At 45.9% G+C, this 26,870-nt stretch carries 24 protein-coding genes; 17 read left to right on the top strand and 7 right to left on the bottom strand.

Annotation, left to right across the window (positions count from 1 at the left end; translation table 11 throughout):
- Positions 1-14: 14 nt before the first annotated feature.
- The 3 genes from FLA_RS07540 to FLA_RS07530 all read right to left on the bottom strand — a co-directional run bounded on the left by FLA_RS07540 (position 15) and on the right by FLA_RS07530 (position 5,596).
- Complete coding sequence (locus FLA_RS07540) at positions 15-3,689, bottom strand: SusC/RagA family TonB-linked outer membrane protein (protein ID WP_084206285.1); 3,675 nt, start codon at positions 3,687-3,689, stop codon at positions 15-17.
- Between the two features lie 135 nt (positions 3,690-3,824).
- On the bottom strand, positions 3,825-4,943 hold the full coding sequence (locus tag FLA_RS07535) for a FecR family protein (protein ID WP_076379873.1): 1,119 nt from the start codon (positions 4,941-4,943) through the stop codon (positions 3,825-3,827).
- Between the two features lie 68 nt (positions 4,944-5,011).
- A complete protein-coding gene (locus tag FLA_RS07530) occupies positions 5,012-5,596 on the bottom strand; it encodes an RNA polymerase sigma factor (RefSeq protein WP_076379874.1) in 585 nt (194 codons plus the stop codon).
- 238 nt (positions 5,597-5,834) lie between these two features.
- On the opposite strand from FLA_RS07530, the gene FLA_RS07525 reads away from it, so the two are divergent.
- The 10 genes from FLA_RS07525 (at position 5,835) to FLA_RS07480 (ending at position 17,349) form a co-directional block, all read left to right on the top strand.
- On the top strand, positions 5,835-6,875 hold the full coding sequence (locus tag FLA_RS07525) for a sensor histidine kinase (protein ID WP_076379875.1): 1,041 nt from the start codon (positions 5,835-5,837) through the stop codon (positions 6,873-6,875).
- Positions 6,850-7,614: a LytR/AlgR family response regulator transcription factor gene (locus tag FLA_RS07520; RefSeq protein WP_076379876.1), complete on the top strand. Its 765-nt coding sequence runs from the start codon at positions 6,850-6,852 to the stop codon at positions 7,612-7,614. Before FLA_RS07525 ends, FLA_RS07520 begins: the two co-directional genes overlap by 26 nt.
- 177 nt (positions 7,615-7,791) lie before the next feature.
- Complete coding sequence (locus FLA_RS07515) at positions 7,792-9,051, top strand: TolC family protein (protein ID WP_197705869.1); 1,260 nt, start codon at positions 7,792-7,794, stop codon at positions 9,049-9,051.
- A gap of 8 nt (positions 9,052-9,059) precedes the next feature.
- Positions 9,060-10,121, top strand: a complete 1,062-nt coding sequence (locus tag FLA_RS07510) for an efflux RND transporter periplasmic adaptor subunit (protein ID WP_076379878.1) — start codon at positions 9,060-9,062, stop codon at positions 10,119-10,121.
- Positions 10,122-10,129: 8 nt separating this feature from the next.
- Positions 10,130-13,246: an efflux RND transporter permease subunit gene (locus FLA_RS07505; protein WP_076379879.1), complete on the top strand. Its 3,117-nt coding sequence runs from the start codon at positions 10,130-10,132 to the stop codon at positions 13,244-13,246.
- Position 13,247: 1 nt separating this feature from the next.
- On the top strand, positions 13,248-14,189 hold the full coding sequence (locus FLA_RS07500) for a DUF6268 family outer membrane beta-barrel protein (protein WP_076379880.1): 942 nt from the start codon (positions 13,248-13,250) through the stop codon (positions 14,187-14,189).
- 245 nt (positions 14,190-14,434) lie between these two features.
- The gene (locus tag FLA_RS07495; protein WP_076379881.1) at positions 14,435-15,508 is read left to right on the top strand and encodes an SDR family oxidoreductase; all 1,074 of its coding nucleotides are present in this window, start codon (positions 14,435-14,437) and stop codon (positions 15,506-15,508) included.
- A 209-nt stretch (positions 15,509-15,717) separates the two neighbouring features.
- On the top strand, positions 15,718-16,299 hold the full coding sequence (locus tag FLA_RS07490) for a Crp/Fnr family transcriptional regulator (RefSeq protein ID WP_076379882.1): 582 nt from the start codon (positions 15,718-15,720) through the stop codon (positions 16,297-16,299).
- Positions 16,300-16,491: 192 nt separating this feature from the next.
- Positions 16,492-16,812, top strand: coding sequence for an RNA recognition motif domain-containing protein (locus FLA_RS07485; RefSeq protein ID WP_076379883.1), 321 nt, complete (start codon positions 16,492-16,494; stop codon positions 16,810-16,812).
- Between the two features lie 81 nt (positions 16,813-16,893).
- Positions 16,894-17,349: a cold-shock protein gene (locus FLA_RS07480; protein ID WP_076379884.1), complete on the top strand. Its 456-nt coding sequence runs from the start codon at positions 16,894-16,896 to the stop codon at positions 17,347-17,349.
- On the opposite strand, the gene FLA_RS07475 is transcribed toward FLA_RS07480, so the two are convergent.
- From FLA_RS07475 to FLA_RS07460, 4 genes are read right to left on the bottom strand one after another with little or no spacing between them, the layout of a single operon-like run.
- Positions 17,350-18,414 carry a 3-oxoacyl-ACP synthase III family protein gene (locus tag FLA_RS07475; protein WP_076379885.1) on the bottom strand — a complete coding sequence of 355 codons (1,065 nt, stop codon included), beginning with the start codon at positions 18,412-18,414 and terminating at the stop codon, positions 17,350-17,352.
- Positions 18,415-18,424: 10 nt separating this feature from the next.
- Positions 18,425-18,721 carry a hypothetical protein gene (locus FLA_RS07470; protein WP_076379886.1) on the bottom strand — a complete coding sequence of 99 codons (297 nt, stop codon included), beginning with the start codon at positions 18,719-18,721 and terminating at the stop codon, positions 18,425-18,427.
- Positions 18,722-18,745: 24 nt separating this feature from the next.
- Positions 18,746-19,021: a hypothetical protein gene (locus tag FLA_RS07465; RefSeq protein WP_076379887.1), complete on the bottom strand. Its 276-nt coding sequence runs from the start codon at positions 19,019-19,021 to the stop codon at positions 18,746-18,748.
- 54 nt (positions 19,022-19,075) lie between these two features.
- Positions 19,076-19,351 carry an RNA recognition motif domain-containing protein gene (locus FLA_RS07460; RefSeq protein WP_076379888.1) on the bottom strand — a complete coding sequence of 92 codons (276 nt, stop codon included), beginning with the start codon at positions 19,349-19,351 and terminating at the stop codon, positions 19,076-19,078.
- A gap of 332 nt (positions 19,352-19,683) precedes the next feature.
- Here FLA_RS07460 and FLA_RS07455 point away from each other — a divergent pair, with 332 nt between their 5' ends.
- The 7 genes from FLA_RS07455 to FLA_RS07425 all read left to right on the top strand — a co-directional run bounded on the left by FLA_RS07455 (position 19,684) and on the right by FLA_RS07425 (position 26,862).
- Positions 19,684-20,427: an NUDIX hydrolase gene (locus FLA_RS07455; protein ID WP_076379889.1), complete on the top strand. Its 744-nt coding sequence runs from the start codon at positions 19,684-19,686 to the stop codon at positions 20,425-20,427.
- Between the two features lie 219 nt (positions 20,428-20,646).
- Positions 20,647-22,326: a GMC oxidoreductase gene (locus tag FLA_RS07450; RefSeq protein WP_076379890.1), complete on the top strand. Its 1,680-nt coding sequence runs from the start codon at positions 20,647-20,649 to the stop codon at positions 22,324-22,326.
- Positions 22,327-22,350: 24 nt separating this feature from the next.
- On the top strand, positions 22,351-22,923 hold the full coding sequence (locus FLA_RS07445; protein ID WP_076379891.1) for a gluconate 2-dehydrogenase subunit 3 family protein: 573 nt from the start codon (positions 22,351-22,353) through the stop codon (positions 22,921-22,923).
- 11 nt (positions 22,924-22,934) lie between these two features.
- Positions 22,935-24,089 (top strand): Gfo/Idh/MocA family protein, encoded by a 1,155-nt coding sequence (locus tag FLA_RS07440; RefSeq protein WP_317043530.1) that lies wholly within the window; start codon positions 22,935-22,937, stop codon positions 24,087-24,089.
- Between the two features lie 3 nt (positions 24,090-24,092).
- The gene (locus tag FLA_RS07435; RefSeq protein WP_076379893.1) at positions 24,093-25,148 is read left to right on the top strand and encodes a sugar phosphate isomerase/epimerase family protein; all 1,056 of its coding nucleotides are present in this window, start codon (positions 24,093-24,095) and stop codon (positions 25,146-25,148) included.
- 15 nt (positions 25,149-25,163) lie between these two features.
- Entirely contained in the window at positions 25,164-25,601 is a 438-nt protein-coding gene (locus FLA_RS07430; RefSeq protein WP_076379894.1) for a c-type cytochrome, read from the top strand.
- A gap of 7 nt (positions 25,602-25,608) precedes the next feature.
- Positions 25,609-26,862 (top strand): nucleoside permease, encoded by a 1,254-nt coding sequence (locus FLA_RS07425; protein ID WP_076379895.1) that lies wholly within the window; start codon positions 25,609-25,611, stop codon positions 26,860-26,862.
- Positions 26,863-26,870 lie beyond the last annotated feature (8 nt).

Raw genomic sequence — 26,870 nt, 5'->3', positions numbered from 1 at the left:
TTTAGAAACTGCTATTAAAAAGTGGCTGCCAGGTTAAAGGTGATAGACTTTACAGGCGGCGTGTTTAAACCCGTTAACAATGTTTCAGGATCCATACCATTTAATTTGCCGGAAGCAAATACAGCCAGGTTACTCACTTCTACACCCAATGCCAGGTTTTGCATATGCAGCCTTTTAGCAATTTTGCCCAGGTTATATTGTGCAGTAACGTTTCTTAAACGCAGGTAAGAAGCGTTAATAGTACGTATATCACTCATGTTATAAGCTGAGAAAATAGAAGCATTAAAATAGCCCTGGTTGTTGTAGTCGTTAATGTCTTCCTGTAAAATCAGTCTTGGAATATTGGTAAACTTTTCGTTGCCGGTAGCCTTCCAGCGATACGCATAATCACCTGGTGAATTCAAATCATCCCGGTACAGGCTGGTGATAGTACCACCACGGTAAAAGTCAGCCTTACGTACCACATGCCCTGCATTGAACACAAACGAAACACCAATGGTAAGATTCTTATACATGAAATTGTTAGAGAAACCACCGGAGTATAAAGGATCACGACTACCCTGGTATTCTACATTGGTTAAATCCCTGTCGCTATCCACAAAAGAACGCACTACTGTGTTTTTAGAATTATAATAAGTAGGTAAACCTCTTGTGTCCAGTCCCGCAAAACGGAAAGAATACAAACCTGTTAACGGACGGTTTTGCAAAGCAAAGCCAGAAGAAACCGCAGCATTAAACACCGAAGGGTTGTTGCCCTGGTAATCGCTCACTACCGTATTTTTAGAATAACCTACGTTAAACTGACCTGACCATTTTACATTGCCCACCAGTGTAACCGGACGCACGGTAACAGATACCTCATATCCTTCATTCCTCATATCGGCCCAGTTAAACAATTTGTTAACAAAGCCGGAAGAAGGCTGTACCGGACGTAAGCCCACCAGGTCGAAGTTAGAGCGGCGGTAATAGCTTAAGCTAATATCAAAATGCTTATACAGGTTGAAATCAACACCACCGCTGATAGAATACTCTTTCTCAAATTCCAGTGCAGAGTTTTCTGCTTCCACCACTGTTACACCGGTAGAATTATAACCCGGATACTGGCGAATCAGATTTTCGTAATAAGCCAACAGGTCAGGGCCTCTTAAACCCGCGTTACCCCGTAAACCATAGTTGGCACGGATGCGCATGTCGTTGATAGGATTGTGCTCCCCTTTCATAAAGTCTTCACGGCTGATGTTCCAGGCAAGCCCTACGGACCAGGTGGGTAAAAAGCGCTTGCGCGAAGCGGCACCCGATACGTTAGTGGCATCGTTACGTAAAAAACCATCTAACACGTATTTACCTTTATAGGTGTAAGCCATAGTAGAGAAAAACGATACAGCATTACGCTGAAACTCGGTAACATAGGCAGAAGTACCCTGCAACAGGTTACGGCCATTGTACATGCGCAATTCATCGGATGGCAGTGAAGTACTTACCAGCAGGCGCTCATAAGCCAGCGGTGCAGAAGCAAATGTTTTGCTTTCGCTTCTGTAACCATAGTTACGGGCAAAATTCGTGTTCTGTTTATTCTGGGTAATTTCCATACCACCAAATAACTCCACACGATGATCGTGTTTGTCCAGCGCAATCCATTCTAACTGCCCACGCAGTGTGTAAAAACGGGAAGAAGCAGTTTCCCTGTCCAGGATACCCCCTTCCGGCAGCACTACCCCGGGCAGTTCGTAAGAAGGTGCATCAGGACTCTTATACAAACGCTCGCTATTTTCACGCAACCTGAAATCACTTACTCTAAACTGGCCTGCATAGTTGGAATACTCCGTTTGAATTTCGTCGATAGTAGATTCTGAATAACGGGTATTGAATAAAGTGGTCAGTTTCAGTTTAGGCAACACCTGGTAGTTCAGGTTTAACTGTGCCGTAAAATCATTGTTATTTAAATGGATATAGTTATTATCTATTTCTTCCAGGATATTAAAATCGGCATATCCTTTTTTGTAATACTCATATTTACCATCGGCAGCATAAGGCTTCATAGCACGGCTGGCATCCCTGGCATATGTAAACGGGTTTACCTGTGTACCAGCGTTATTCTGGCCGCGTCTGGCGTACTTGATCATAATCTCCGCCGAAAAGTCTTTTGTCACCTTCATAGTGTTTACCAGGTTGGCTGTTAAGCGTTTGGTATTCTCGCCACGCATTCTGCCCGGATCGCCATAATAACTGAAAGATAAACGGGTGGCGTTTTTTTCGCCGCCGTTGCTCACACTTACCGAATGCTGCTGCATCAACGAGTTCTTATACACCACATCAAACCAATCAGTATTCTCTACTTTCAAATCCCTTACCGCTTCCCTGAATTGCTGGTTAGTCAGTTCACGCCTGTTATACAAGTCTAATGTTTTAGAGTAAGCACCAGTAGTGCTGGCCGTAAAGTTCATCAGGCTGTTCTGATAAACCTGGAACAACTCCTCGTTCAGTTCAATCTGATCCTTGGAGTTCAATACATCAAAATCGCGGATGCTGGGTTTCAGGCTATACGTAGTGTTTAAGGTATAGTTTACACGGGTAGGCTGGTTGCTTTTAGGGCGTTTGGTGTTTACCACAATTACCCCGTTCACTGAGCGGGTACCGTACATAGCTGTAGCAGTAGCATCTTTTAACACGGTAATATCTTCAATATCATCCGGGTTTACGCTACTTAAAGCACTGGCCAGCAGGTTACGGGCGTTACCACCATATAACTCAGAAGGTACAATGTTCAGCGGCGCTTCTAAAGGCACACCATCCAATACCCAAAGCGGTTCGTTAATACCGGAGATAGACGAACTGCCACGCACACGTATTTTAGGAGCCGTACCAAAGGTGGAAGAAGTGTTTTCAATAGCTACACCCGCCACCTGGCCTTGTAACATTTTATCTAAAGTGCCTAAGCTGGCCTGTTTAATGTTATCTACTTTCACGGTAGTGATAGCCCCGGTTACATTACCACGCTTGATAGTTTTATAACCCGTTACCACTGCTTCGTCCAGCGCTTTTACTTCTTTTTCAACAGTAATAGTAACAGGGCCTGCAGATTTCACCACATATTCCCTGGGTTTAAAACCCGTTACCGCAATCAGCAGCACCGATCCCTCGGCAACACTTTTCAGGGTAAACTCCCCTTTTTCATCCGTTACGGTTCCGCGGCGGGTAGTTTTCAGCATTACACTGGCGCCATGTACAGGCACTCCGTTATCATCTACCACAAGCCCCTTCACATCTATATCGGCAGTATAGCGGCTTTGCAAGCTTTGCGCTTGCTGGGCTTCTGCCGCTTCCTTTAGTTGCTTTTCCGTTATAAAAATGGTCTTCTCTTCAATATTGAATTTTAAAGGCTGATTGGCCAATGCCATATTCAACACTTCTATCAGTGGCTTTTCCTTCACTTCAATAGCAATAGGGCCAGCCTTATCAATCAGCTCTTTCCTGTATACCACCACATAACCTGTTTGTGTTTCAATGGCGTTAAACAGTTGACGCAATACCTGTCCTTTGCCGCTGAACGTTACGTTTTGCGAAAACGTGCGGGCATTTACCTGTAAACAAACCATCAGTAGAAAAAAGGCAGTTAGCTTCATAGTGATCAGCATTTTTTGCAGGGCGCAACTATTAATGTTGCGCCGTAGTAGAGCAATGAGCGTCATTTGTGTTAGTTATGGTTAAAAATTGCAGTTATTATTTCTCTTGTTCTCCGGCTGTGTTCCCGGGCAATGTTTGTTTGTATAGCTTCTTAGTATTTTTCAGGTTCTCCTTATCTCATAAAAAATTGGTTTAATAAATTACAGAATAATAAGTGTATGATTATCCAGGCGGTATTGCACGCCCGATTCTTTTAAAAATTGCAGCACGCGCGACAGGTTTACCGATTGGTTCAGGCGGCCTTCAAACTCTATCTGCGGTATGTGGGTTTCGTACTTTATTTCTATATCGTACCAGCGCGACAATCGTTGCATCATTTCGCGAAAAGGCACATTGGTTAAATTAAAATAACCTGCCTGCCAGGCCATCACCTCATCGGCATTCACCTCTTTTACCTCCATTGTTCCATTGGCTGCCACCTGGGCCTGTTGTGCCGGCTCCAGCACCTGCGACACATTGCCTGCGCGGCTGGTTACCCGCACCCTGCCTTCACGCAAAGTGGTTTTTACCAGGCTGTCATCATTATAACTGTTTACATTAAACTGCGTACCCAACACAGTTACGGTTTGCCCGTTACAGCTTACTTCAAAAGGCTTGCTGGCCGATAAAGTGGTTACTTCAAAATACACCTCGCCGGTGATACTCACTTTACGGGCATGCCCGTTAAACACAGCCGGATAAGTAATGGAAGAAGCTGTGTTTAGCCAGGCACGTGAGCCATCGGGCAATACCACCTGGAATTGCTTGCCACGGGTAGTGCTGATGGTGTATGACGCGGCAGGTAAAGCTTTACCGCGGGTGGTTGAGGGTATTGTGTTATGATTGCTGTCCAGCGGCACCTGTTTGCCATCCGGTAATGTAAGAATAGCGCCATTGCCGCCCGGGCGAATATCTTCCGATAAAGCCGTGCGGTCAATTACGTGATCACGATTGATGGCAAGTAATAATCCCAATGCCAGTAAAAACAGCAAACTGGCCGCAGCCCACCACCATTTGCGGCCCACCAGGGGGAAGGAGACTGTGCGCTTTTCATCACGCCGTTGTTGCGCCAGGAATTTCCGGGTGGCTTCCACCTTTTCCGGCAGCAGATCCAACTCTTCGCCGGCCGTATGCCACGCATCCTCTGTCAGTTGCTGCAATAAGGGTTGCAGCTCTTCCTGCATCGATAATGCGGCCAGCTCCTGTTTCTCTAACGGAGACAATTTTCCTTGCAGATGTTGTTGAAATAAAGCAGTTAGTTTTGCCGTAGCAGATACCATGTGTTACATGTTTCGGTAACATATGACGCCGGTGGAAAAAAAAGGTAGTAGTGAAAAAGCCGATTTTTTTAAAAATTTATCAGCAGCGCTATCAAAATGCCATAACGGCCGCGAATTTCTTCCCGCAATATGCGCACGGCAATGCCCATATGCTTTTTAACGGTAAGCACCGAAATATCCAGCTTACGCGCAATTTCTTCCTGTTTCAGGCCTGCTTCCTTGCTTAACAGGAACACAGCCCGCTGCTGTGGGCTCAGTTGGTTTACCAGTTCGAGAATTTGCGCCCTCACCTCTTTAGATAAAAATATTTGTTCCGGATGGGCAGTTTCGGGGGAGGTTTCTTTTTTCAGCTCGGCCATAATCAGCTCTTCCCGGGCCATGCTGCGAAAACCCGAATAGGCGTAGTTATGTGCCATCCGGTGCAGGTAGGCGTTAAAATTTTCTACGTGGCCCAGCCTGGTGCGGTCTTTCCATATTTTTAAAAAGATATCCTGTATAGCATCCTCGGCCAGCTCAGCCGATCCTGTTACTTTAATAATATAGGTATATATGCGGCGCCTGTAGGCATCAAACAACTGCGCAAAAGCTTCTTCGTCGCCTTCCGCCATTTGCTGTAGCCAATGTTTAGTAATATCCAACGCGCCTTTATTCACAGTTAGTAATAGTTTTTCATAGCAATCTGTAGAATGATTGCTGTAAGTTAAGGAACCATTCCGATGTTGAAACAGGGTTGGTAAACAAATAAAAAACAAAATACATAAATGGCCCTAATTATTGGATGAAAGGCATATGTAAACAGGCTTCGGCCAGTATTTGTCCGTTTTAGGCAACAATGTGTCCGTTTAGGGCATACCCCGAAAAAGACGGACGTAATTCGCGTAATTTTACAGCATGGGCAGGAATATACTTATCCGGAAATTAATACTTGCATCCGTTATCACCTCTTTCATACTATCGGGTTATGCGTTTTCATTTATTAATGTGTTTAAGTTAGGCACCTCGGCCAATTACGAATCGGTAATTACGGTATTCATCAGAACTCTGCTGATATCAGGTATTAATATATGGACGTTCCTGCGCTTCACCGGCCATAGCGAAAAGAAGAACCAGGTATTGCGCCTGGTGGTAGGTTTTCTGCTTTGCATAGGCTTGTTTATGCTTACCGAACCCCTGGCCCACCGTTTTTATAGCCATGAAAAAATCCCCTGGCAACTAAGCAGCGCTATTCCCAGCATATTACTACAGTCCCTCATGCAATTTCCTATCATATCCTCTATACATGAGATAGTGATACTGGAACATGAAAAAACAAAGGCACGTATAGAAAACTCCCTGTTAAAACAATCGCAACTGGAATCGGCCAATCAGCTACTCAGACAGCAGATACATCCGCATTTTTTATTCAATGCACTGAGTATGATGAAAAGCCTGTATAAAAAAGATGTGCATGCTGGTGAAGCTTATCTTACGCACCTGGTAAGCTTTATGCGCGCCTCTCTCACCGACAGCCAGCACCAGGTAGCGCGCCTGAAAGATGAGGTAAAGCTTTGTGAAGATTATATTATTATGCAGAAGATACGCTTTGATAATGCACTGCACTGCCAGGTGAGCATACCGGAAGCTGTTCAGCAATCCGGTGCAGTACCAGGGTTTTCACTGCAATCGTTGATTGAAAATGCCATAAAACATAATGAAGCCACCGAATATGCACCGCTACGCATTACCGTGGAGTATCATGATGGCTGGCTTACGATAGAAAACAACCTGCAATTAAAACCACAACTGGATACCCCTAGCAGGAAAGGATTGAAAAACCTGATAGAGCGCTATCAGTTATTATCCGGCGATCCGGTGCCTATGCACCAGGAAAACGGCCTGTTCACCGTACAAATAAAAGTACTTCCTTATGAAGATTATCATCATAGAAGATGAGAAATTAACAGCCAAAGACCTGGCAGATACTATTCTGCAATGCCAGCCCAATGCCAGCATACTAACCATACTTCCCTCCGTCAGGGAAGCTATAGCGTATTTAAACAAAGATATAAACGCCGACCTTATTTTCTCGGACATACAGTTGGGTGATGGCCTTAGCTTTGAAATATTTGCACAGGTGTCGCTGAACATACCGGTGGTATTCTGTACCGCCTTTGATGCCTATGCCCTGGAAGCTTTTAAAGCCAATGGCATTGATTATATACTCAAGCCCTTTACTACAGAAAGCGTTGCCGAAGCCTTACAAAAATATCATGCATTAAAAGAAAAGCTTTCTGCGCCTGCCGTAAACTATGCCGATTTAAAGCAATTGCTGGGCAGTAAAAAAGACCTGGATACTACCGCTATTCTCATTTATCATAAAGACCAGATATTTCCTGTAAACCTGCGCGACATAGCCTATTTCTATCTCAAAAGCAGCACCGTATATGTAAACACATTCGACGGCCGGCAAATGACCACCACTAAAAGTATGGACGAACTCAGCCGGTTAGCCGAGCCTTTATTCTTTCGCGCCAACCGCCAGTTCCTGGTCAACCGTAAAGCCATACAAAATGCCAGCAACTACCTGTCGCGCAAGCTATCTGTTACACTCACCGTAGACACTCCGGAAACCATCACCGTGAGCAAAGAAAAGATGTCGGGTTTTCTCGAATGGCTAACCACCGACTACTAATGTGAAAGCGTACCGCTTCTTTCCGTACGCTTCTTTCACTATTTTGTCCGTTTCGTAGTAAAAGCGTTAGCCGCCAGCAAGGCTAACACGCAGCTTTGCTGCATGAAACGACCTCTTCTTTATTTATCACTGTTTCTATACATCCCCTTTTCAGGCAAAGCGCAGAAAACATGGAATATGAAAGACTGTATCGCCTTTGGTCTTTCCAACCACCGCAGCATAAGGGTATATGAAAATGAGAAACGCGCATCGGAACAAAAAGCCCGGGAAGCACTGGCAGATTACCTGCCTAAAATAGAGGCCACCGGCGGACTGGCAGATAACATTAAGCCACAGGTGAGCATTATTCCCGCCGGCCTGTTCGGCCCCACTGACACGAAGGTAGCATTTACCAAACGCTACAACACCACTGCCCAGGTAGAGCTGAACCAAACCATTTACGACCAGGCTGCCATCACGGGCCTTCAAGCCAGTAAGTACAATAAAAAGAATGCAGACGTTAACATACAGCACAACGAAGAAAGCATCATATACAATATCAGCAATGCCTACCAGCAGGTGCATATTTACCAGTTGCAGCTACAGTTGTTGCACGCCAACGAATACACCTATAGCGAGCAGTTAAAGATTGCTAACCTGGGGGTTGATAAAGGTGTTACTGCGGAAGTGGATCGCAATAAGATACAGGTAAATTACAACAACACCCTGTCGCAAATAAACGTAGCGGAGAAGAATTTATCCCTGGCCAGCACCCAGCTGAAAAACGAAATGGGTTACGCATTAAACGATGTACTCACCATTGACACACTCGCATCTGCCGAAGTAATACCCGTGCTGAATGCGCAAACGGCCGACACCTTTCGTGTACAAAACCGTACCGACTACCAGGCATCTGAAATAGAAGCTGCACTACTGGATATCAGCGCCCGGCAAAAAAACGGCAGCAAGCTACCTACCCTGTCTTTTTACGCACGTTATGGCGCCAATGGCTTTGGCGACAAACTGGGCCAATCGTTCAGCAGTTTTAATGCCCTATCTGTTATCGGCCTTAATCTGAAAATTCCCCTGTTCAATGGCTTTAAAAAGAACGCCCAGTATGCACAGGCGCGCATCGAATACCAGAATGCGCAGGAGAATATGAAAATAGATGCCGATAAATACCGGGTGGAATATGAGAATGCCAAAACCACCCTGTTAAAGGCAGCTGTGAACGTTCAAAACGACTATCGCAATATTGAGCTGGCAAAGTCGGTGTTTAAAAGCACCGATCTGCAATACCAGAAAGGCGTTACAGACCTTACCGACTGGCTGAACTCGCAAAACTCGTTACGCGAAGCGCAGAACAATTTTCTCAACTCGCTTTACAGCTTTTACACTGCGCAACTGGACCTGGAAAAAGCCAACGGCACACTTAAAAACTATTATAACGCCTTATAGAATCTGATATGAAAAAAACATTGATCACGGTTAGCCTGTTGTTGCTTGCCATCCTGTTTATCATCTTCCGGCTGGCCGGCAACAAAAAAGAACTGGATAGCCGCAAAGCACAAAAAGATACTACTGCAGTAGCTATCCCCGTAAAAATAGCAGCTGCCATTACTGATACCCTTACTGTTAACATAGAAAAAACCGGCAACATCTCCGCTTTTAAAGAAGCCAAGGTACTGGCAGGCAAAAGCGGCAACATTACCCACATGTATTTTGAACTGGGCAATCATATAGCACAGGGCAAACTACTGGCCGTTACAGATAACAGCGCCACACTGATAGACATTGAAAAAGCAGCCGCCAACAAAACCAAACTGGCTGGCGATGTGCAAACCTATAAAGAGCTGCTGGAAGGTAAAGCCACTACCGCACAAAAAGTAAAAGACCTGGAACAGCAATACAGTGATGCCGCCAGCCAGGAAGCCACCTACCGCAAACAGTTTGACGATGCCAACATCAAAGCTCCTATCGGCGGCATTATACAAACAAAAGATGTGGAAACAGGCGCTTATGTAAATGCAGGTGCACAAATAGCCACTATTGTCAATACCGAAAAAGTAAAAGTGCAGGTAAACCTTTCTGAAATGGAAGTGTACAAAGTAAAGCAAGGACAGCAAGTGCAGCTGACAGCAGCCGTGTATCCGCAGCATACGTTTACCGGCATCATCACCTTTATCAGCCCCACGGCCGATGCGGCACACAACTATCTTACCGAAATAACCCTGCCCAACAACACCGGCAGCTTTGCGCTGTTACCCGGCACTTTTGTAAAAGTGGTGTTTGCCGGTAATAGCAGCCGTGCGGCACTTACTATACCGCGCGAAGCCATCACCGGCAGTTTCAGTGATGCCAGCGTTTTTCTTATCCGCAACAACCGCGTAACCCTTCGTAAAATTCAAACAGGCGAACAACTGGATGAAAAGATAGAAGTAACAGGCGGACTGGCAGCAGGCGACCAGGTGATTATATCCGGCCAGATTAATTTGAAGGAAGGCGCCCTTATTCGTGTATCCCAATAAAATACAGCATGTCCATTACCGAAATAGCCGTTAAACGGCCGCTTTTAATCACTGTTATATTCAGCGTGTTGATATTGTTTGGAATACAATGTTATTTCAAACTCAACTACAACCTGTTACCCAAAATACAGGTGAACACCGTTACCATAAGTACTGTGTATCCCGGTGCAGCAGTAACAGAAGTAGAAACCTCCGTTACTAAAAAACTGGAAGACATACTGGCTTCTGTAGAAGGGCTGGACCAGATCAATGCCACCTCGCAGCAAGGCGTGAGCGTAGTAACCGTAACGTTAAAGCCCGAGATGAACGTAGATGATGCAGAACGCGACATCCAGCGTAAAATTGACCAAAGCATCAACGACCTGCCCACTACCGCCGACAAGCCCCTGGTGAAAAAAGTAAACCTGGAAGAAACACCGGTGATACAGGCCGGCATCACAGCCAACATGGATGCCCGTGACTTGTATAACCTGGTAGATAAGCAAATGAAACCTGCCCTGCAAAATGTGCCGGGCGTGGGCCAGCTGAACATTATAGGTGGCGATGAAAGACAGATACAGGTAAACATCCGGCAGGATAAACTCAATGCCTACCACATAGGCATTGAACAATTGACACAAGCTATTACCAATGCCAACCAGTCGTTCCCGGCGGGTAGCCTGGAAACAGATAAATCACTGCTATCTATTCATTACGATGCCAATATTGTGTCCGTAGAAGAATTGCGCAACCTTATCATTTACACAGATGATAAAGGCGGAACGGTATACCTGAAAGATATAGCCAGCATCAGCGATGCCAGCGTCGATGCCACTGCCGTCAATGCTATTAACGGCACCCCTTCTATAGGTATACAGGTAATTAAACAGAGCGATGCCAATGCCGTTAACCTCAGCAAAGCAGTAAAAGCAAAGTTTAGCGAGCTGGAAACACAATACGCTACCAAAGGCATACATTTTACCATCTCAGCCGATCAAAGCACCTATACCCTTTCAGCAGCCAATGCAGTAATGGAAGACCTGGGGTTGGCCATACTGATTGTAGGCGTGGTAATGCTGGCTTTCCTGCACAGCGTACGCAGCTCTATGTTTGTGCTGATAGCCCTGCCTTCGTCTATCATTCCCACTTTTATTGCCATGTACTTCTGCGGCTTTTCTTTAAACCTGATGTCGCTGATGGCCATGTCGCTGGTAGTAGGCATTCTGGTAGATGATTCCATAGTAGTACTGGAAAATATTTACCGCCACCTGGAAATGGGTAAAGACAGAAGGATAGCCGCACTGGAAGGACGGAACGAAATAGGTTTTACGGCACTGGCCATTACACTGGTAGACGTGGTAGTGTTTTTGCCACTGGCCCTATCCGGTGGTATTATCGGCGCTATACTGAAAGAGTTTTCGCTGGTGGTGGTATTCTCTACCCTCATGAGCCTTTTTGTATCCTTTACCATTACACCTTTATTGGCCAGTCGTTTTGGCCGCTTAGAACACCTGAACAAAGGCAACTTATGGGGCAGAATGAACCTGGGCTTTGAAGCCTTTATCACCGGGCTAAAAAACGACTACGGTAAAATGCTGGCCTTCCTGCTAGGCAAAAAACGTTGGTTATTATCCGGCGTTATTATACTGTTGATAGGCTCTTTTATGTTACTGGCAAAAGGGTTTATAGGCGCTGCCTTTATTCCCGTATCCGATCAGGGCCAGTTGTTGATTAAACTGGAAACAGCCCCCGGCACTGCTTTGTACCAGACCAATATGGTTACGCGTGAAGCTGAACAAATGATTCGCAAACACCCCGAAGTAATCAACACCTTTGCCAGCGTGGGTTTTGTAGCCGGTACGGTGGCAGGCTCTTCCGGTAACAGCAACCAGGCCGAAATATCGGTTACCATCGTAAACAGGGAACAACGCAGTGTATCTTCTGATGAATTTGGTATTCAACTGCAAAAACAACTGAGTCAAACACTGGCTGGTGTAAAAGTAAGCGCTGCATCCACCTCTATCAGTGGCAACAGTTCTGCCGCTCCTATACAAATAGCTATTGAAGGCACCGATATGGAAAAGGTGCGCCAGGTAGCCAATACGTATAAAAACATCATAAGCTCTATTCCCGGCACCCAATCGGTAGAGCTATCGGTAAAAGATCCTAAACCAGAAATATCCCTGCACCTGCATCGCGATAAAATGATGCTGCTGGGCATTGACGCCCGTAAAGTAGGATCGGCTTTACAGAATGCTTTCAATGGTGACGACAATGGTAAGTTTCGCGAGCAAGGCAATGAATACCCGCTGATGATACGCTTTGAAGCCAGCAACCGCGCCACACTGGAAGATATACGCCGCTTATCTTTCAGTCCCCCGCAAGGTGGCAATGTAACCTTAGATCAGTTTGCGGATGTATACCTCAGTACTGGCGAAACCGTGCTGCAACGCAGAAACCGGTTAAGCAATATCACCGTTAACAGTAACGTGGTAGGTCGCCCTACCGGCAGCGTGGCAGATGATATTAAAAAACAACTGGCCACCGTAACCATACCCGAGGGTATACACTACGAATTCCTGGGCGATACCAAAAACCAGCAAGACGCCTTTGGCAGCCTGGGCATGGCGCTGCTTACCGCCATTCTGCTGGTTTACCTGATTATGGTGGCTTTGTATGAAAATGCGGTCTATCCCTTTGTGGTGTTGTTTTCCATCCCTGTGGCATTGATCGGCTCCCTGCTGGCACTGGCCCTGACTATGGAAACGCTGAACATCTTTTCCATCATCGGCATCATTATGCTGCTGGGTCTGGTATCTAAAAATGCAATCCTGATTGTAGACTTTACCAACCAGTTAAAAGCAGAAGGGAAGCCTGTTCACGAAGCCCTGGTAGAAGCCGGCAAAGAGCGTATGCGCCCCATCCTGATGACAACGCTGGCTATGATATTAGGTATGCTTCCCATAGCACTGGCCAATGGTGCAGGATCGGAAATTAAAAACGGGATGGCATGGGTGATCATTGGGGGCCTTACCAGCTCTATGATCCTTACCCTGTTTGTAGTGCCGGCCATGTACCTCATCATTGACAGGCTCATTCACCGTAAGAAAAAAACACAGCAGTCCCTCACCACACAAACCACCTGATATGAAACAGACATTTCTGTTTATTCTTACCGTAATCTCGGTTCGTAGTTATTCTCAAACCACCACCAGCGACTCGCTCAGCAAACGCCTGAGCCAGCCCCTTACCACTGCCGCGCCCCTATTGGGCGGCGTGAATGTATCTTACCTGGTTTCGGCACCCGGAACAGATAACAACACCTTTACCATGAACCAGGCCGTTGTGGATGTAAGCACCCCTATTTATCGCGCCATGAAAACCAAACACCCCCTGTTTATTAAAACAGGGTTGCGCTACCAGGGTTTATACCTCAATGGCGAAAAGCAGATTGGCATTGATAATTTCCATTCGTTTACTATTCCTGTGTTCATGACCTATGTGTTCAACCGAAACACCAACCTCACCGTGCTGGCCAATGCAGGGGTAGGCTCTGATTTTCGTGGCGACCTGAATGCAGAAGACATTTACTACACAGCCGGCATGCGCTTTGGTTTTCGCCAGTCGAAAAACTTCCGGATAGGTGTAACCCTCATTTATTCCAAAAGCTATGCAGGCACCAACCTACTTCCCTTACCGGATATTGACTGGACTATTAGCAAACACTGGCGCTTAGAAGCCTTTATCCCTTTCCGCACCTCTCTTAAATATAAGTTCAACGAACACCAGACACTAGCCTTTACACAAGGCTTTCAAACAGGCAACTTTCGCGTGCATGACTATACCGGCACTGGCAAGTACTTACAGTTGCAGGGGGTTACCACCGGTCTTATGTATGACCACACCTTTAACAGGCGCTGGAACATCTACCTGATTGCAGGCATGGCCGTTAGTCAAAAGCTGCAAACATTTACCAACGACCAGCAATTAGGCTTGAATCAATTCTCTAAAATGAATGACCGCATTCCTACAGTATCGTACGAAAAAGGCGGCATTGTGGGACAGGCAGGTATTAATTATAAGTTTTAACAGCATGCTTTCTTCGCAAGCTGCTTACAGTAAAAAGCCGGAATATTTTTCCGGCTTTTTACTGTCACATTAAGCTATCCAACTACTTTAAAACGAGTCACTATACCAATAAGTGTTTCCCTGGTAAACAGCCATTACGCTTGATCCAGATCAAGCCTATTTATTGCCACAGATCAACCCCGGCCAGTAAAAGCGGAGATAATTTTGAACCCGTTTTTCAGTGTTTCATTAAAACATACACCGTCATGAGCAACAACAACATAGCCCTGGTAGTAGGCGCCAGTGGCATTACAGGAAGCAATCTTGCCGATCTGCTGGTAAGCAATGGCTGGCAAACCTATGGCTTGTCCAGAAATGCCGGCCTTAACAGTAACGGCGTAATACCCGTAGCCGCCAACCTGCTGGATGTAGCATCCCTGCAAAAAGGATTGGACAACATACATCCCACCCATGTGTTCTTTACCACCTGGATGCGTAACGATACCGAAGCAGAGAACATTCGTATAAACAGTGCGCTGGTGCGCAACCTGCTGGATGTATTATCTCCTAACAAATCCGTAAAGCATGTGGCTCTGGTAACCGGTTTAAAACATTATCTCGGCCCCTTTGAAGCATATGCCCAAGCAGGCACCCTGCCACAAACGCCCGTGCGGGAAGAGCATCCCCGCCTGCCGCTGGATAACTTTTATTACGCGCAGGAAGATGAAGTATACGCCGCCGCCAAACGCGATGGCTTTACGTGGAGCATTCACCGCCCGCATACCGTAATAGGGAAAGCCATAGGCAATGCCATGAATATGGGTAGCACCCTGGCTGTATATGCCAGCATTTGCAAACAGCAAAACCTGCCTTTTGTATGGCCCGGTTCGGAAGCGCAATGGAATGGTATTTCGGACGTAACAGACGCCCGGATATTAGCAGAACAGTTACTATGGGCAGCCACCACCCCAGCCGCACAGAATGAAGCCTTTAACATTGCCAATGGCGATGTATTCCGGTGGAACTGGTTATGGTACCAGATAGCGCAATGGTTTGGCATAGAAGCAGCAGGCTATCAGGGAACCATTCACCCACTGGAGGAAACGATGAAAGACTATAAAGACCTATGGCAAAACATAGCAACAGCGAATGGATTACAGGAAACAGATATCAACCGGCTGACTTCTGCATGGCACACCGATCTGGATTTAGGGCGTCCGCTGGAAGTAATGACAGATATGAGTAAAAGCAGGAAGCTGGGCTTTACCGGCTATAAAAGCACGCGGGATACCTTCTTTGAACTGTTTGAACAAATGCGCAGCGAAAGGCTGATACCATAAATATCGGGGCTTACAGCATTGTAGAGCAGATAAATCATACTTGTAAAACAATGCACCCTCTAATGCCTGCAAACACTTATCCTGTTTGCAGGCATTTTACTATACGCAGTTACCAGCATGCTTTACCAATGAACCCGGAAGTAATTTTTATTAAATTGCACCAAAGAACCATCGTTTAACAGCATTCGTGCATGCCAGCGTAACAACATATGTTCGACTTTCTTTTTACTCATATTGAAACTAAAACCACTTTAACAGAACAGGATAAAGAAGCTGTACCATCCTTTTTCACTGTAAAGAAATTTAGACGGAAACAGTTTTTGCTACAGGAAGGCGAAGTGTGCAAACAGCTAAGCTTTATTGTAAAAGGATTAATCAAAACCTACAACGTAGATGAAAAAGGGGAAGACCACATCAATATGTTTGGCTGGGAAGGATGGTGGATCTCTGACTTTTATAGTTTCCTGCGTGGCACCCCCGCCCTGTTAAATATAGAAGCAATAGAACCTACTGAGATACTGGCCATTACCTTAGACAACTATGAAGCCATGCTGGCTAAAGTGCCTATTATGGAGCGTTATTTCCGTATCTTATACCAGAACAGCATACTTACTAAAGAACGCAGGCTCATGAGCACTATCACGCACACCGCCGAAGAAAAATACCTGCAGCTGCAGCAACAGCATCCCGAAATGTTGCAACGGATACCACAAAACCTGATAGCTTCCTACCTTGGGCTGGCTCCTGAAACCATCAGCAGAATTAAACGGAATATCGCAGATAAAAAATAAGCGGGGCAATACAGATTCCTGCACCCCTGCCTGTTTTTTCAAAATAAAAAGCCTACTTCTAATAAATATTCATTACATTTGCTAAGTATTTATTTTTTGAGCCTCGCATCGACATCATCTTAAGTCTTCTCTAATAGTCGCACACAGCTGGTCAATCATTGCTTTACTCAGTATTATTTTAATTTTTTTTGTATGAAAATTTACGTTTCAAACCTGGACTTTAGTGTTCAGAATGAAGATTTGCATGAAGCTTTTTCCGCCTATGGCAATGTTACTTCCGCAAATATTATTAACGACAGAGAAACCGGCCGCAGCAGAGGTTTTGGTTTTGTGGAAATGGAAAACAAGGCAGAAGCAGAAGCAGCTATCAGCAATCTGAATGAAACTTCCCTGAACGGTAGAAACATCAGAGCAGCCGAAGCACAGGATAAACCAAAATCATCTAATGGTGGTGGTGGATTCAGAGGTGGCAACGGCGGTGGCGGTGGCTATTCTCGCAACAATAAATGGTAATCCATATATAATGCAAACAAGCCCCGTATTGTTCTTTACAGAATAGTACGGGGTTTTGTATTATTCACTTAACAATTCAATATGGCAAAATCGCAAGACACATTTACTAAAAGAGAAAGAGAAAGACAGCGTCTTAAAAAACAAATGGACAAGAAAGACAAGATGCTGGAACGAAAAACCAATAAGGAGAAAGGAAAAAGCCTGGAAGACATGTTGGCTTATGTAGATGAAAATGGCAACCTGGCCGACAAACCAGCCGATCCACGCAAAAAGCAGGTATTCAGAAAAGAAGACATGATGATTGCCATTCCTAAAATGGAAGATATACCGGTTGACTTATTGAGAACAGGCACTATCACCTTCTTCAACTACGATAAAGGTTTTGGCTTTATTACCGATCACGTTTCGCAGGAAAGCATTTTTGTGCATACATCAGAACTTACATTCAATGCACGCGAAAACGATAAGGTTCAGTTTAATATAGGAAAAGGCCCCAAAGGACCTGTTGCTACAAATGTGGAAGCATTTAAACCTTAATTATTTTACATACCTGTAACAAACGGCGTTAATATTCATACCCGCGCCTACTGAAGCAAACAGCACCACATCGCCATTTTCCAGTTTGTGTTGCTGATAGTAATCATGGACTACCATATCATATAATGTAGGTATGGTAGCCACAGAGCTATTTCCCAGGTCGTGAATATTCATAGGCATGCTATTTTCAGGCGCCTCCATATTGTACAGGCGGAAAAAAGCATCCAGGATGGCTTCATCCATTTTTTCATTTGCCTGGTGAATAAATACCTTTTTAATATCTGTGATAGCTACACCGCTTTTATCTACACAAGCCTTCATAGCCAGCGGCACATGCTTTAGTGCATATTCATACACTTTTCTTCCTTTCATTTTCAGTTGCAGGGTTTGAGAACAGGCTTCGGGATGATTACCAGGCGCCATTTGCAAATACCCCAGCTCTTCCTGGCAATGACTTAACGCATTACTGGCCAGTACCCCGCCTTCGGTTTGTATATATTCCAATACGGCTGCTCCGGCCCCATCACTAAAAATCATACTATCCCTGTCGAAAGGATCATATACCCGCGATAAAGTTTCGGCGCCAATAATAAGCGCACTACGGGACATTCCTGCTTTAAAAAAAGCGTCGGCCTGCATTAACGCCATCAGCCATCCGGGACAACCAAACAAAACATCAAAGGCAATGCAGGAAGCATTTTTAATACCTAACGCATATTTTACGCGGCTGGCCAGTGCAGGCACAGTGTCTGCTTGCCGGTTGCCATGCGAAACATCGCCGAAATTATGCGCCACAATAATCAAATCAAGCGCTTCCCTGTCTATCTGGCTATTTACAATGGCTCGCTCAGCTGCAATGGTAGCCAGATCAGAAGCGTTCATGCCATTATCGGCATACCTTCTCTCTTTAATGCCTGTAATAGCTTCAAACTTATCTATTACCACCTTCTTATCCTGCTTAATCTGCAATTTGTCCTCTGCAAAAAAATCCTGTTCTATAAAATCATTATTGGTCACTACCCGCTCAGGAATATAGCTACCGGTTCCTGTAATTACTGTATTCATCTTAACATTTTTAAACGTCCAGGCGATATTTAAATCTAAATTCGCCCAGGTAACGATCTATGTGCACGGTTACGGCCTTCCGAAGCAGAAACACGTCGTACATGTTATTATATTGTTCTATCATTGAAAAGGCAGCTGTTTCCAGGCTGCTTTTTAACAATTCCACATACATAGCATGCAGTTGTATATATTCATTTTCATGCCTGCACCTTCCTAAATCCATTTCAAACCTTTCACATACATTAAAAAAACTTTTCTGCGCTGCTACGTTAAACTCAATATTAATTTGTTCAATATCTTTTTTCATATACAGCTGAATTGCACCGTTAAACTATTCAAGCACAAGTGCTTCAAGACCCGTTTCTTTTCCGTAAAAGTGAAAAGTACAACCATCGGCATGCGCACAATCTATACGCAGGTCGCTTTCTAAAAACACACCGGGCGAAATACTGATGTAGCAACTACCGCTTTCTTCATAAATAAAAAAAGGCACCGAAGCACACCTGTCAATAATTAATCCCCTGGCATCGAACCGGAATTTTTTTGTTCCGTTTTTTTCATAAAAGCTTCTGCTGCTAAGAAGCGCATAAGTATCAGCTACAGTCATCCATCAGAATTGTAAAATAAAAGGAAGCCCATGATTCACTTCCTTTTATTACTGTTAATAGAAAGTTTTATCGCGTCGTGGACGCTCTTCCCTTGGCCTGGCTTCATTTACCTGAATGGTACGGCCTGCCAGTGTAAAGCCATTTAATTCTTTAATAGCAGTTTCAGCTTCCTGCTGCTCCGGCATTTCAACAAATGCAAAGCCACGGCTTTGATTGGTAAATTTATCCGTAACAATGTTTACTGAAGCCACTTTTCCATACTGGGAAAACTGTTTTACTAATTCATCGGTATCTACACCGAAGCTCAAATTGGAAACGTAAATATTCATCCCGTAAGTTTTAATGGGAGAAAAAAGGATCTGAGACGAAAAGCAGGAGGTAAGGAAGGATAAACAGATTAGCGCGAATCGTTCACTACAAGATGCTGATATACTCAAATGATATCCCATTAAAGATAGCGTAATTAAATGGGAAGCCGTATTATTTATTTAACTGATGCATCTGCCCCGCTCAGTCACCGGCCTGTTTCAGCTATAGCAGCACACTGGCCATAGCTAATAATCGCAAAAAAAAGTAAGCTTACTGTCATATTCCTGCATTCACCCGCCATGCAATTGCCCTGCTGTTGTTGCTTCCATTCTTTTTTCATTTATTTTGTACCATGACAATTGCAGACTTATTCGAGCAAGGCAGTAACCGTGCATATGAAATTTGTGTTCCTCACATTTCCATAGACTGTGTGGTGTTCGGATTTCACGAGTCATCCCTGAAAGTGTTATTACTGAAAATGAAGGGTGTGGATAAATGGGGCCTGCCCGGCGGCTATATGAAAAAGAACGAGGACATACACGAAGCCGCCAGCCGCATCTTAAAAGCAAGAACAGGGGCACCACAAATATTCCTGGAACAGTTTAAAGTGTTTAGCGAAATAGGCCGCTCCGAAGGCGATTTCAGCCATTTACCCAAACACTTCTGGCAACGCCAGCGCTTTATTTCCATTGGTTTTTACGCCCTGGTAAACTATGAAGAGATTAAACCACGCGTAGATAAAATATCCGAACAATGTGAATGGTGCAACGTGGATGAACTGCCCGAGCTGATGATGGACCACCACACCATATTCACCAGCGCCCTGGAAACCCTGCGTAAAAACCTCAATAACAGCCCGATAGGTTTTAACCTGCTGCCCAAAGAATTTACCATGCCGCAATTGCAACGCCTGTACGAAGTGATACTGGGCAAATCACTGCACCGTGGCAACTTCCAGCGCAAAATGCACAGCTACGATATACTGGTAAAACAAAGCGATAGCAATACCAGCAACAGCCGCTCTCCTATTGTATACAGCTTTGACATGGCCAAATACAACGAAGCCCTTCGCTACGGCCTGCAACAAAATTTCTAATGTTAAATCTGAAAAAAAATTTGGATATAAAATATCATTCCATGAGATTTGTCTCAAAATGAGACAGTGGCACTGACTCTCATCCTATGACGAAAACTATACGATTGCATTGACCATAGCCTGACTTCATTTGCCACTACCCCATTTATTTCCTGAGAATAACTAACGCAGCTTTTGCCGGCTGTAAACAAGTTGCTGTCATTAAATAAATCATCCAACATGGCAAATAACACGTACGACGCTATTGTTGTAGGCTCTGGCATTTCCGGTGGCTGGGCCGCTAAAGAACTAACTGAAAAAGGGTTAAAGACTTTATTACTGGAACGTGGACGTAACATTGAACACATCAAGGATTACGTAAACGCGAATAAAGAACCCTGGGACTACGAACACCGCGGCGGGCATACCAAAAAAATGGAAGAAGCCTATCCCGTACTCAAACGCGATTATCCGTTAAACGAAACCAACCTCGACTACTGGGTAGACGAAAAAGAAAGCCCGTACATTGAAGCCAAACGCTTTGACTGGTTCAGGGGTTATCACGTAGGCGGCCGCTCACTGATGTGGGGCCGGCAAAGCTATCGCTGGCACAATATCGACTTTGAAGCCAACGCCAAAGATGGTCACGGTATTGACTGGCCTATCCGCTATGCCGATCTGGCCCCCTGGTATAGCTATGTAGAAAAGTTTGCAGGCATTTCGGGCAACCGGGATGGTGTGGACATTCTACCCGATGGCGAGTTTCTCCCCCCTATGGAAATGAACATAGTGGAAAAAGATGTAGCCGCCCGTATTAAAGAATATTACAAAGGCACCCGCCACATGATCATTGGCCGCACCGCCAATATTACCGTACAACACGAAGGCCGGGTGAATTGTCAATACCGGAACAAATGCTGGCTGGGATGCCCGTTTGGCGCGTACTTCAGCACACAGTCCTCTACCCTGCCCGCTGCTACCAAAACAGGCAACCTTACCGTTCGCCCCTGGAGCATTGTAACACGGGTATTGTATGATAAAAACACAAAGAAGGCTACCGGCGTAGAAGTACTGGATGCAGAAACCAATAAAACATACGAATACTACGCTAAGGTTATTTTTCTCAACGCTTCTACCATCAACACGGCTGCCATACTCATGCGCAGCGCCACCGACATATGGCCCGAAGGCTTAGGCAGCAGCAGTGGCGAACTGGGACATAACCTGATGGACCATCACCTGGGCGTAGGCGCTTCCGGCTGGGTAGAAGGTTATGAAGATAAATACTACTACGGCCGCCGGGCCAATGGTATTTACATACCCCGCTTCCGCAACCTGAACGGAGATAAACGCGATTACCTGCGTGGCTTTGGCTACCAGGGTGGTGCCAGCCGCGACAGGTGGAGCCGGGATATTGCCGAACTGAACATTGGTGGTGATTTCAAAGATGCCCTGAGCGAACCCGGACGCTGGAGCATGGGCATGGGGGGCTTTGGTGAAGTACTACCCTATCACGACAACCGCATATACCTGGATAAGGCGAAGAAAGATAAATGGGGTTTGCCTGTTCCTGTCATTGATGCCGAAGCAAAAGAGAATGAGTTGAAGATGCGGATAGATATGATGAACGATGCCGCAGAAATACTCACTGCTGCCGGTGTAAAAGATGTGCATACGTATAACAACGAAGCCATACTGGGTCGCGGCATTCACGAAATGGGCACTGCCCGCATGGGTAAAGACCCTAAAACCTCGGTACTGAATAAATGGAACCAGGTATGGGATGCGCAAAACGTATATATCACCGATGGATCGGCCATGACATCCGCAGCCTGCCAGAATCCTTCTCTTACCTATATGGCCATGACTGCCCGCGCAGCAGACCATGCGGTATCAGAGCTGAAAAAATTAAATATCTGATCATTCTTCTTTAACCATACAACTATGAACAGAAGAGAAGCATTGAGCCGGGTAGCCGTGTTGGTAGGCGGCTCCATCATAGGCGCAGAATTCTTTTTATCGGGCTGTAAAAACCACGGCACCGTTAACACAGAGAATTTGTTTGAAAAAGACACCATTGCTTTTTTAAACGAAGCAGGCGAAACCATCTTACCGCAAACAACCACGCCAGGCGCTAAAGCGGCCGATGTAGGCAGCTTTATGGCTGTGATGGTGCGCGATTGTTACAGCGATAAAGACCAGGAAACATTTAAAAAAGGCTTGACCCAACTCAACAACAGCTGTAAAGAAAAATACAAAAAAGACTTTATGGATGCCAGTAAGGAGCAACGCCTGGAGTTGTTGACCCAACTGGATAAAGAAGCGAAAGAATACAATAAGAACAAGAAAAAAGACGAGCCCAACCACTACTTCACTATGATAAAGCAACTTACACTGCTGGGTTTCTTTACATCAGAAGTAGGTTGTAAGCAAGCCCTGCGTTACGTGCCGGTACCCGGCAAGTACGATGGCAACTATCCGTATAAAAAAGGCGATAAGGCCTGGGCTTTAGCATAAAAGAGATGACTATGAAACTACGATTAGGAATGATAGGCGGTGGCCCCGGTGCATTTATAGGTGCAGTACATCGTATTGCTGCACGTATAGATGATGATTACCAGCTGGTGTGCGGCGCTTTTAGCAGTGATGCCGCCAAATCAAAAGCCATGGGTGCTACCCTTGGCCTGGAAGAAACACGCACCTACGGCAGTTACGAGGAATTGATAGCACACGAGCTACAGTTACCCGAACAGCAACGCGCACAGGTAATCAGTATAGTAACCCCTAATCACCTGCATTTTCAGCCAGCTAAACTGGCATTGAAAAACGGGTTTCATGTAATACTGGACAAACCCGCCACCTTTTCACTCGAAGAAGCGCTTGCGCTGAAAGCAGTGATGCAAGCCAGCGGCAAACAGCTTTGCCTTACGCATACCTACACGGGCTACCCGATGGTGAAAGAAGCACGCAGGCTGGTAGCCACAGGTGCTATAGGCAAGGTGCGTAAAATATATGTACAGTATGCACAAGGCTGGTTAAGCCAGCTGGAAGAAGGCACCGGCAACAAACAGGCCGCGTGGCGCACCGACCCTTCTAAAAGTGGCATCGCCGGCGCTATGGGCGATATAGGCACACATGCTTTTAACCTGGCCGAATATGTGAGCGGTTGCAGCCTGTCGCACCTTTGCGCCGATATCAATACCGTAGTAGCAGGCCGCCAGCTGGATGATGATGGCGCTGTGCTGCTGAAGTTTGAAGGCGGTGCCAGCGGCGTGCTGGTGGCCACCCAAATAGCCACCGGCGCAGAGAACAATATACAGGTAAGTATATACGGCGAGAAAGGCGGCCTGGAATGGCAGCAGAATAACGCCAACTCACTCACTGTACGCTGGCCCGATAAACCGGCTGAAACATGGCGTACCGGCGGCAGCTACACCAGCAGTGTAGCCACGCACAACACACGCACACCTGCCGGACACCCTGAAGGATACCTGGAAGCATTTGCTAACCTCTACCACAATTTTGCGTTAACCATTCGCGCAGCATTGGCCAACCAAACAGCATCTGCCGAAGCACTGGACTATCCCGGCATAGAAGAAGGCATACGGGGCATGGCATTTATTGAGCATGTCATCACTTCCGGTAAAAGTGATATTAAATGGACCCCATTCATAATTGATTAATCTATGGTAACAATTAAAGGCCCTGCGCTATTCATAGCCCAGTTTATAGGAGATGAAGCGCCATTTAACAGTTTATCATCCATAGCAGGCTGGGCTGCCAGCCTGGGTTATAAAGGATTGCAGATACCTACCAACGATGCTCGCTTCATTGATTTGCAAAAGGCTGCCGAAAGCAAAACCTATGCAGAGGAAATAAAAGGCATTGTACAGGAATACGGCCTGGAAATAACCGAGCTATCCACCCATTTACAGGGCCAACTGGTAGCCGTGCATCCCGCATACGACGATTTGTTCGATGCCTTTGCACCAGCCGCTTATCAACGCAACCCGGCCGCACGCCAGCAATGGGCCGTGCAGCAGCTGCGTTACGCCGCCAAAGCTTCCCAAAATCTGGGCCTTAGCGCCAGCGCAACTTTCAGCGGTGCGCTGGCATGGCCCTTTATGTATCCCTGGCCACAACGGCCCGCAGGGCTGGTAGAAACCACCTTTAACGAACTGGCCAAAAGATGGCTGCCCATTTTGAACTATTATGATGAATGCGGTATTGACCTGTGTTATGAAATACACGCCGGTGAAGACCTGCACGATGGCAGCAGCTACGAACTATTCCTGGATAAGGTGAACCAGCACACACGCGCTAACCTGCTGTACGATCCTTCGCATTTTGTGTTGCAGTGCCTGGATTACCTGGAGTATATAGACATCTACCACAGCCGCATTAAAATGATGCATGTAAAAGATGCAGAGTTTAACCCCACGGGTAGGCAGGGCGTATATGGCGGTTACCAAAGCTGGCTCAACCGCGCAGGCCGCTTCCGCTCACTGGGCGATGGGCAGGTGGATTTTAAATCGGTATTCAGCAAACTGGCCCAATATGATTTTCCCGGCTGGGCCGTGCTGGAATGGGAATGCGCTTTAAAACACCCGGAAGACAGTGTACGGGAAGGCGCACCTTTTATTAAAAATCATATTATTCGCGTAACCGATCACCCCTTTGACGACTTTGCCGCCGCTGGCGTTGATCAAACATTACAACGAAAGATATTAGGTATTCAATAACCGTAATTGCGCAAGATGAAACAAACAGGAACAATAGCATTGATCGCATTTACCTGCGCAGCCCTGGTGGCTTGCGGAGGTTCTTCTTCCAATTTGCCTGGCGCCGATAGCGCTTCTGCTAACGATAAAGCAGCCGTGGCACAAAATACCAATGCCGCGCAGGACACTGCCGGCAAACTGGGCACAGAAAACCAGGGCGGGAACGCTCCCAGGGCAGTAGAACTGATGGCTCAATCGGATTGCTTATCTTGTCATAAGGTACGTGAGAAACTGGTAGGCCCCTCCTATGAGGAAATATCGAAAAAATATACCACTGCGGATATAGACACACTGGCTTCTAAAATTATCAAAGGCGGGCAGGGAAGTTTCGGGCAAGTGCCTATGACACCACACCCCGCCCTTTCAACGGATGATGCCAAAGCAATGGTGAAGTACATACTCTCTATAAAATAACGTTGCCATGACAATTGCCATTAAAACCAAACTTTCTACCATGATGTTCCTGGAGTTTTTTATCTGGGGCGCTTGGTTTGTTACACTAGGCACTTACCTTTTTAACAACCTGAAAACCAATGCTACTGACGTAGGAGTAGCTTACCTGACACAAGCCATCGGCGCTATTGTTGCCCCGTTTATCATCGGGTTAATAGCAGACCGTTTTTTTAGCGCCCAAAAAATACTGGGTGTGCTGCACCTGGCAGGTGCAGCCCTGTTATGGCTGATGCCCACCGCCGGCAACTTTGCCGGTTTTTACCCTTATGTGCTACTGTATATGATCGTATACATGCCCACGCTGGCGTTGGTAAACTCTATTTCTTTCCGGCAAATGGCCGACCCCGGGAAAGAGTTTCCTCCTATTCGCGTACTGGGCACCCTTGGCTGGATTATAGCAGGTTTTGCCATCGGATACATGGGCTGGGAAAAAAGCGGCACGCTGGATCTTACTTTTAAAACCGCCGCTGTTGCTTCGCTGATGCTGGGTGTGTTCAGCTTTACGCTACCCGACACCCCCCCTTTAAAGAAAAACACAAAAACATCTGTAAGTGAAATACTGGGCCTGGACGCCATTCGCTTACTGAAAAATAAATCGTACCGCACCTTCTTCGTGGCTTCTGTAGCCATCTGCATCCCCTTGGCTTTCTATTATAATTTCACCAATCCTTTTTTAAACGAGGTAGGCATGAAAGGTGCCGCTGGTAAACAGGCATTCGGACAGGTTTCTGAATTACTGTTTATGGCCCTGATGCCCTTGTTCTTTTCCCGGCTGGGTGTAAAGAAAATGCTGGCCATAGGTATGCTGGCCTGGGTGTTGCGCTATGTATGCTTTGCCTACGGTAATGCCGATGCCAATTACTGGATGCTGATAGCAGGCATTGTACTGCACGGCATCTGTTATGATTTCTTCTTTGTAACCGGGCAGATATATACCGACAACCTTGCCGGCAGCCAGTTTAAAAGCGCCGCACAGGGCTTTATTACATTAGCCACCTATGGGGTAGGCATGTTTATAGGCTTTTCCATATCAGGCCCTATAGTAGATAAACATAAAATTGGCGATGTTCACCAGTGGACACCTATATGGCTGATACCTGCTGCCATTGCTGCAGTAGTATTGGTGTTATTTCTGTTAGGCTTCCGCGATCAGCCGGCTGCTACTGAACACAATCAGGCCAGCAAAGGCACATCGCAAAACCTGCATCCCGAAATCTCGTAACAACAGAT

The sequence above is a fragment of the Filimonas lacunae genome (assembly GCF_002355595.1).
Lineage (GTDB): Bacteria > Bacteroidota > Bacteroidia > Chitinophagales > Chitinophagaceae > Filimonas > Filimonas lacunae.
The sequence above is the reverse complement of the archived record's forward strand: the minus strand, read 5'-3'. Positions and strand labels throughout refer to the sequence as shown.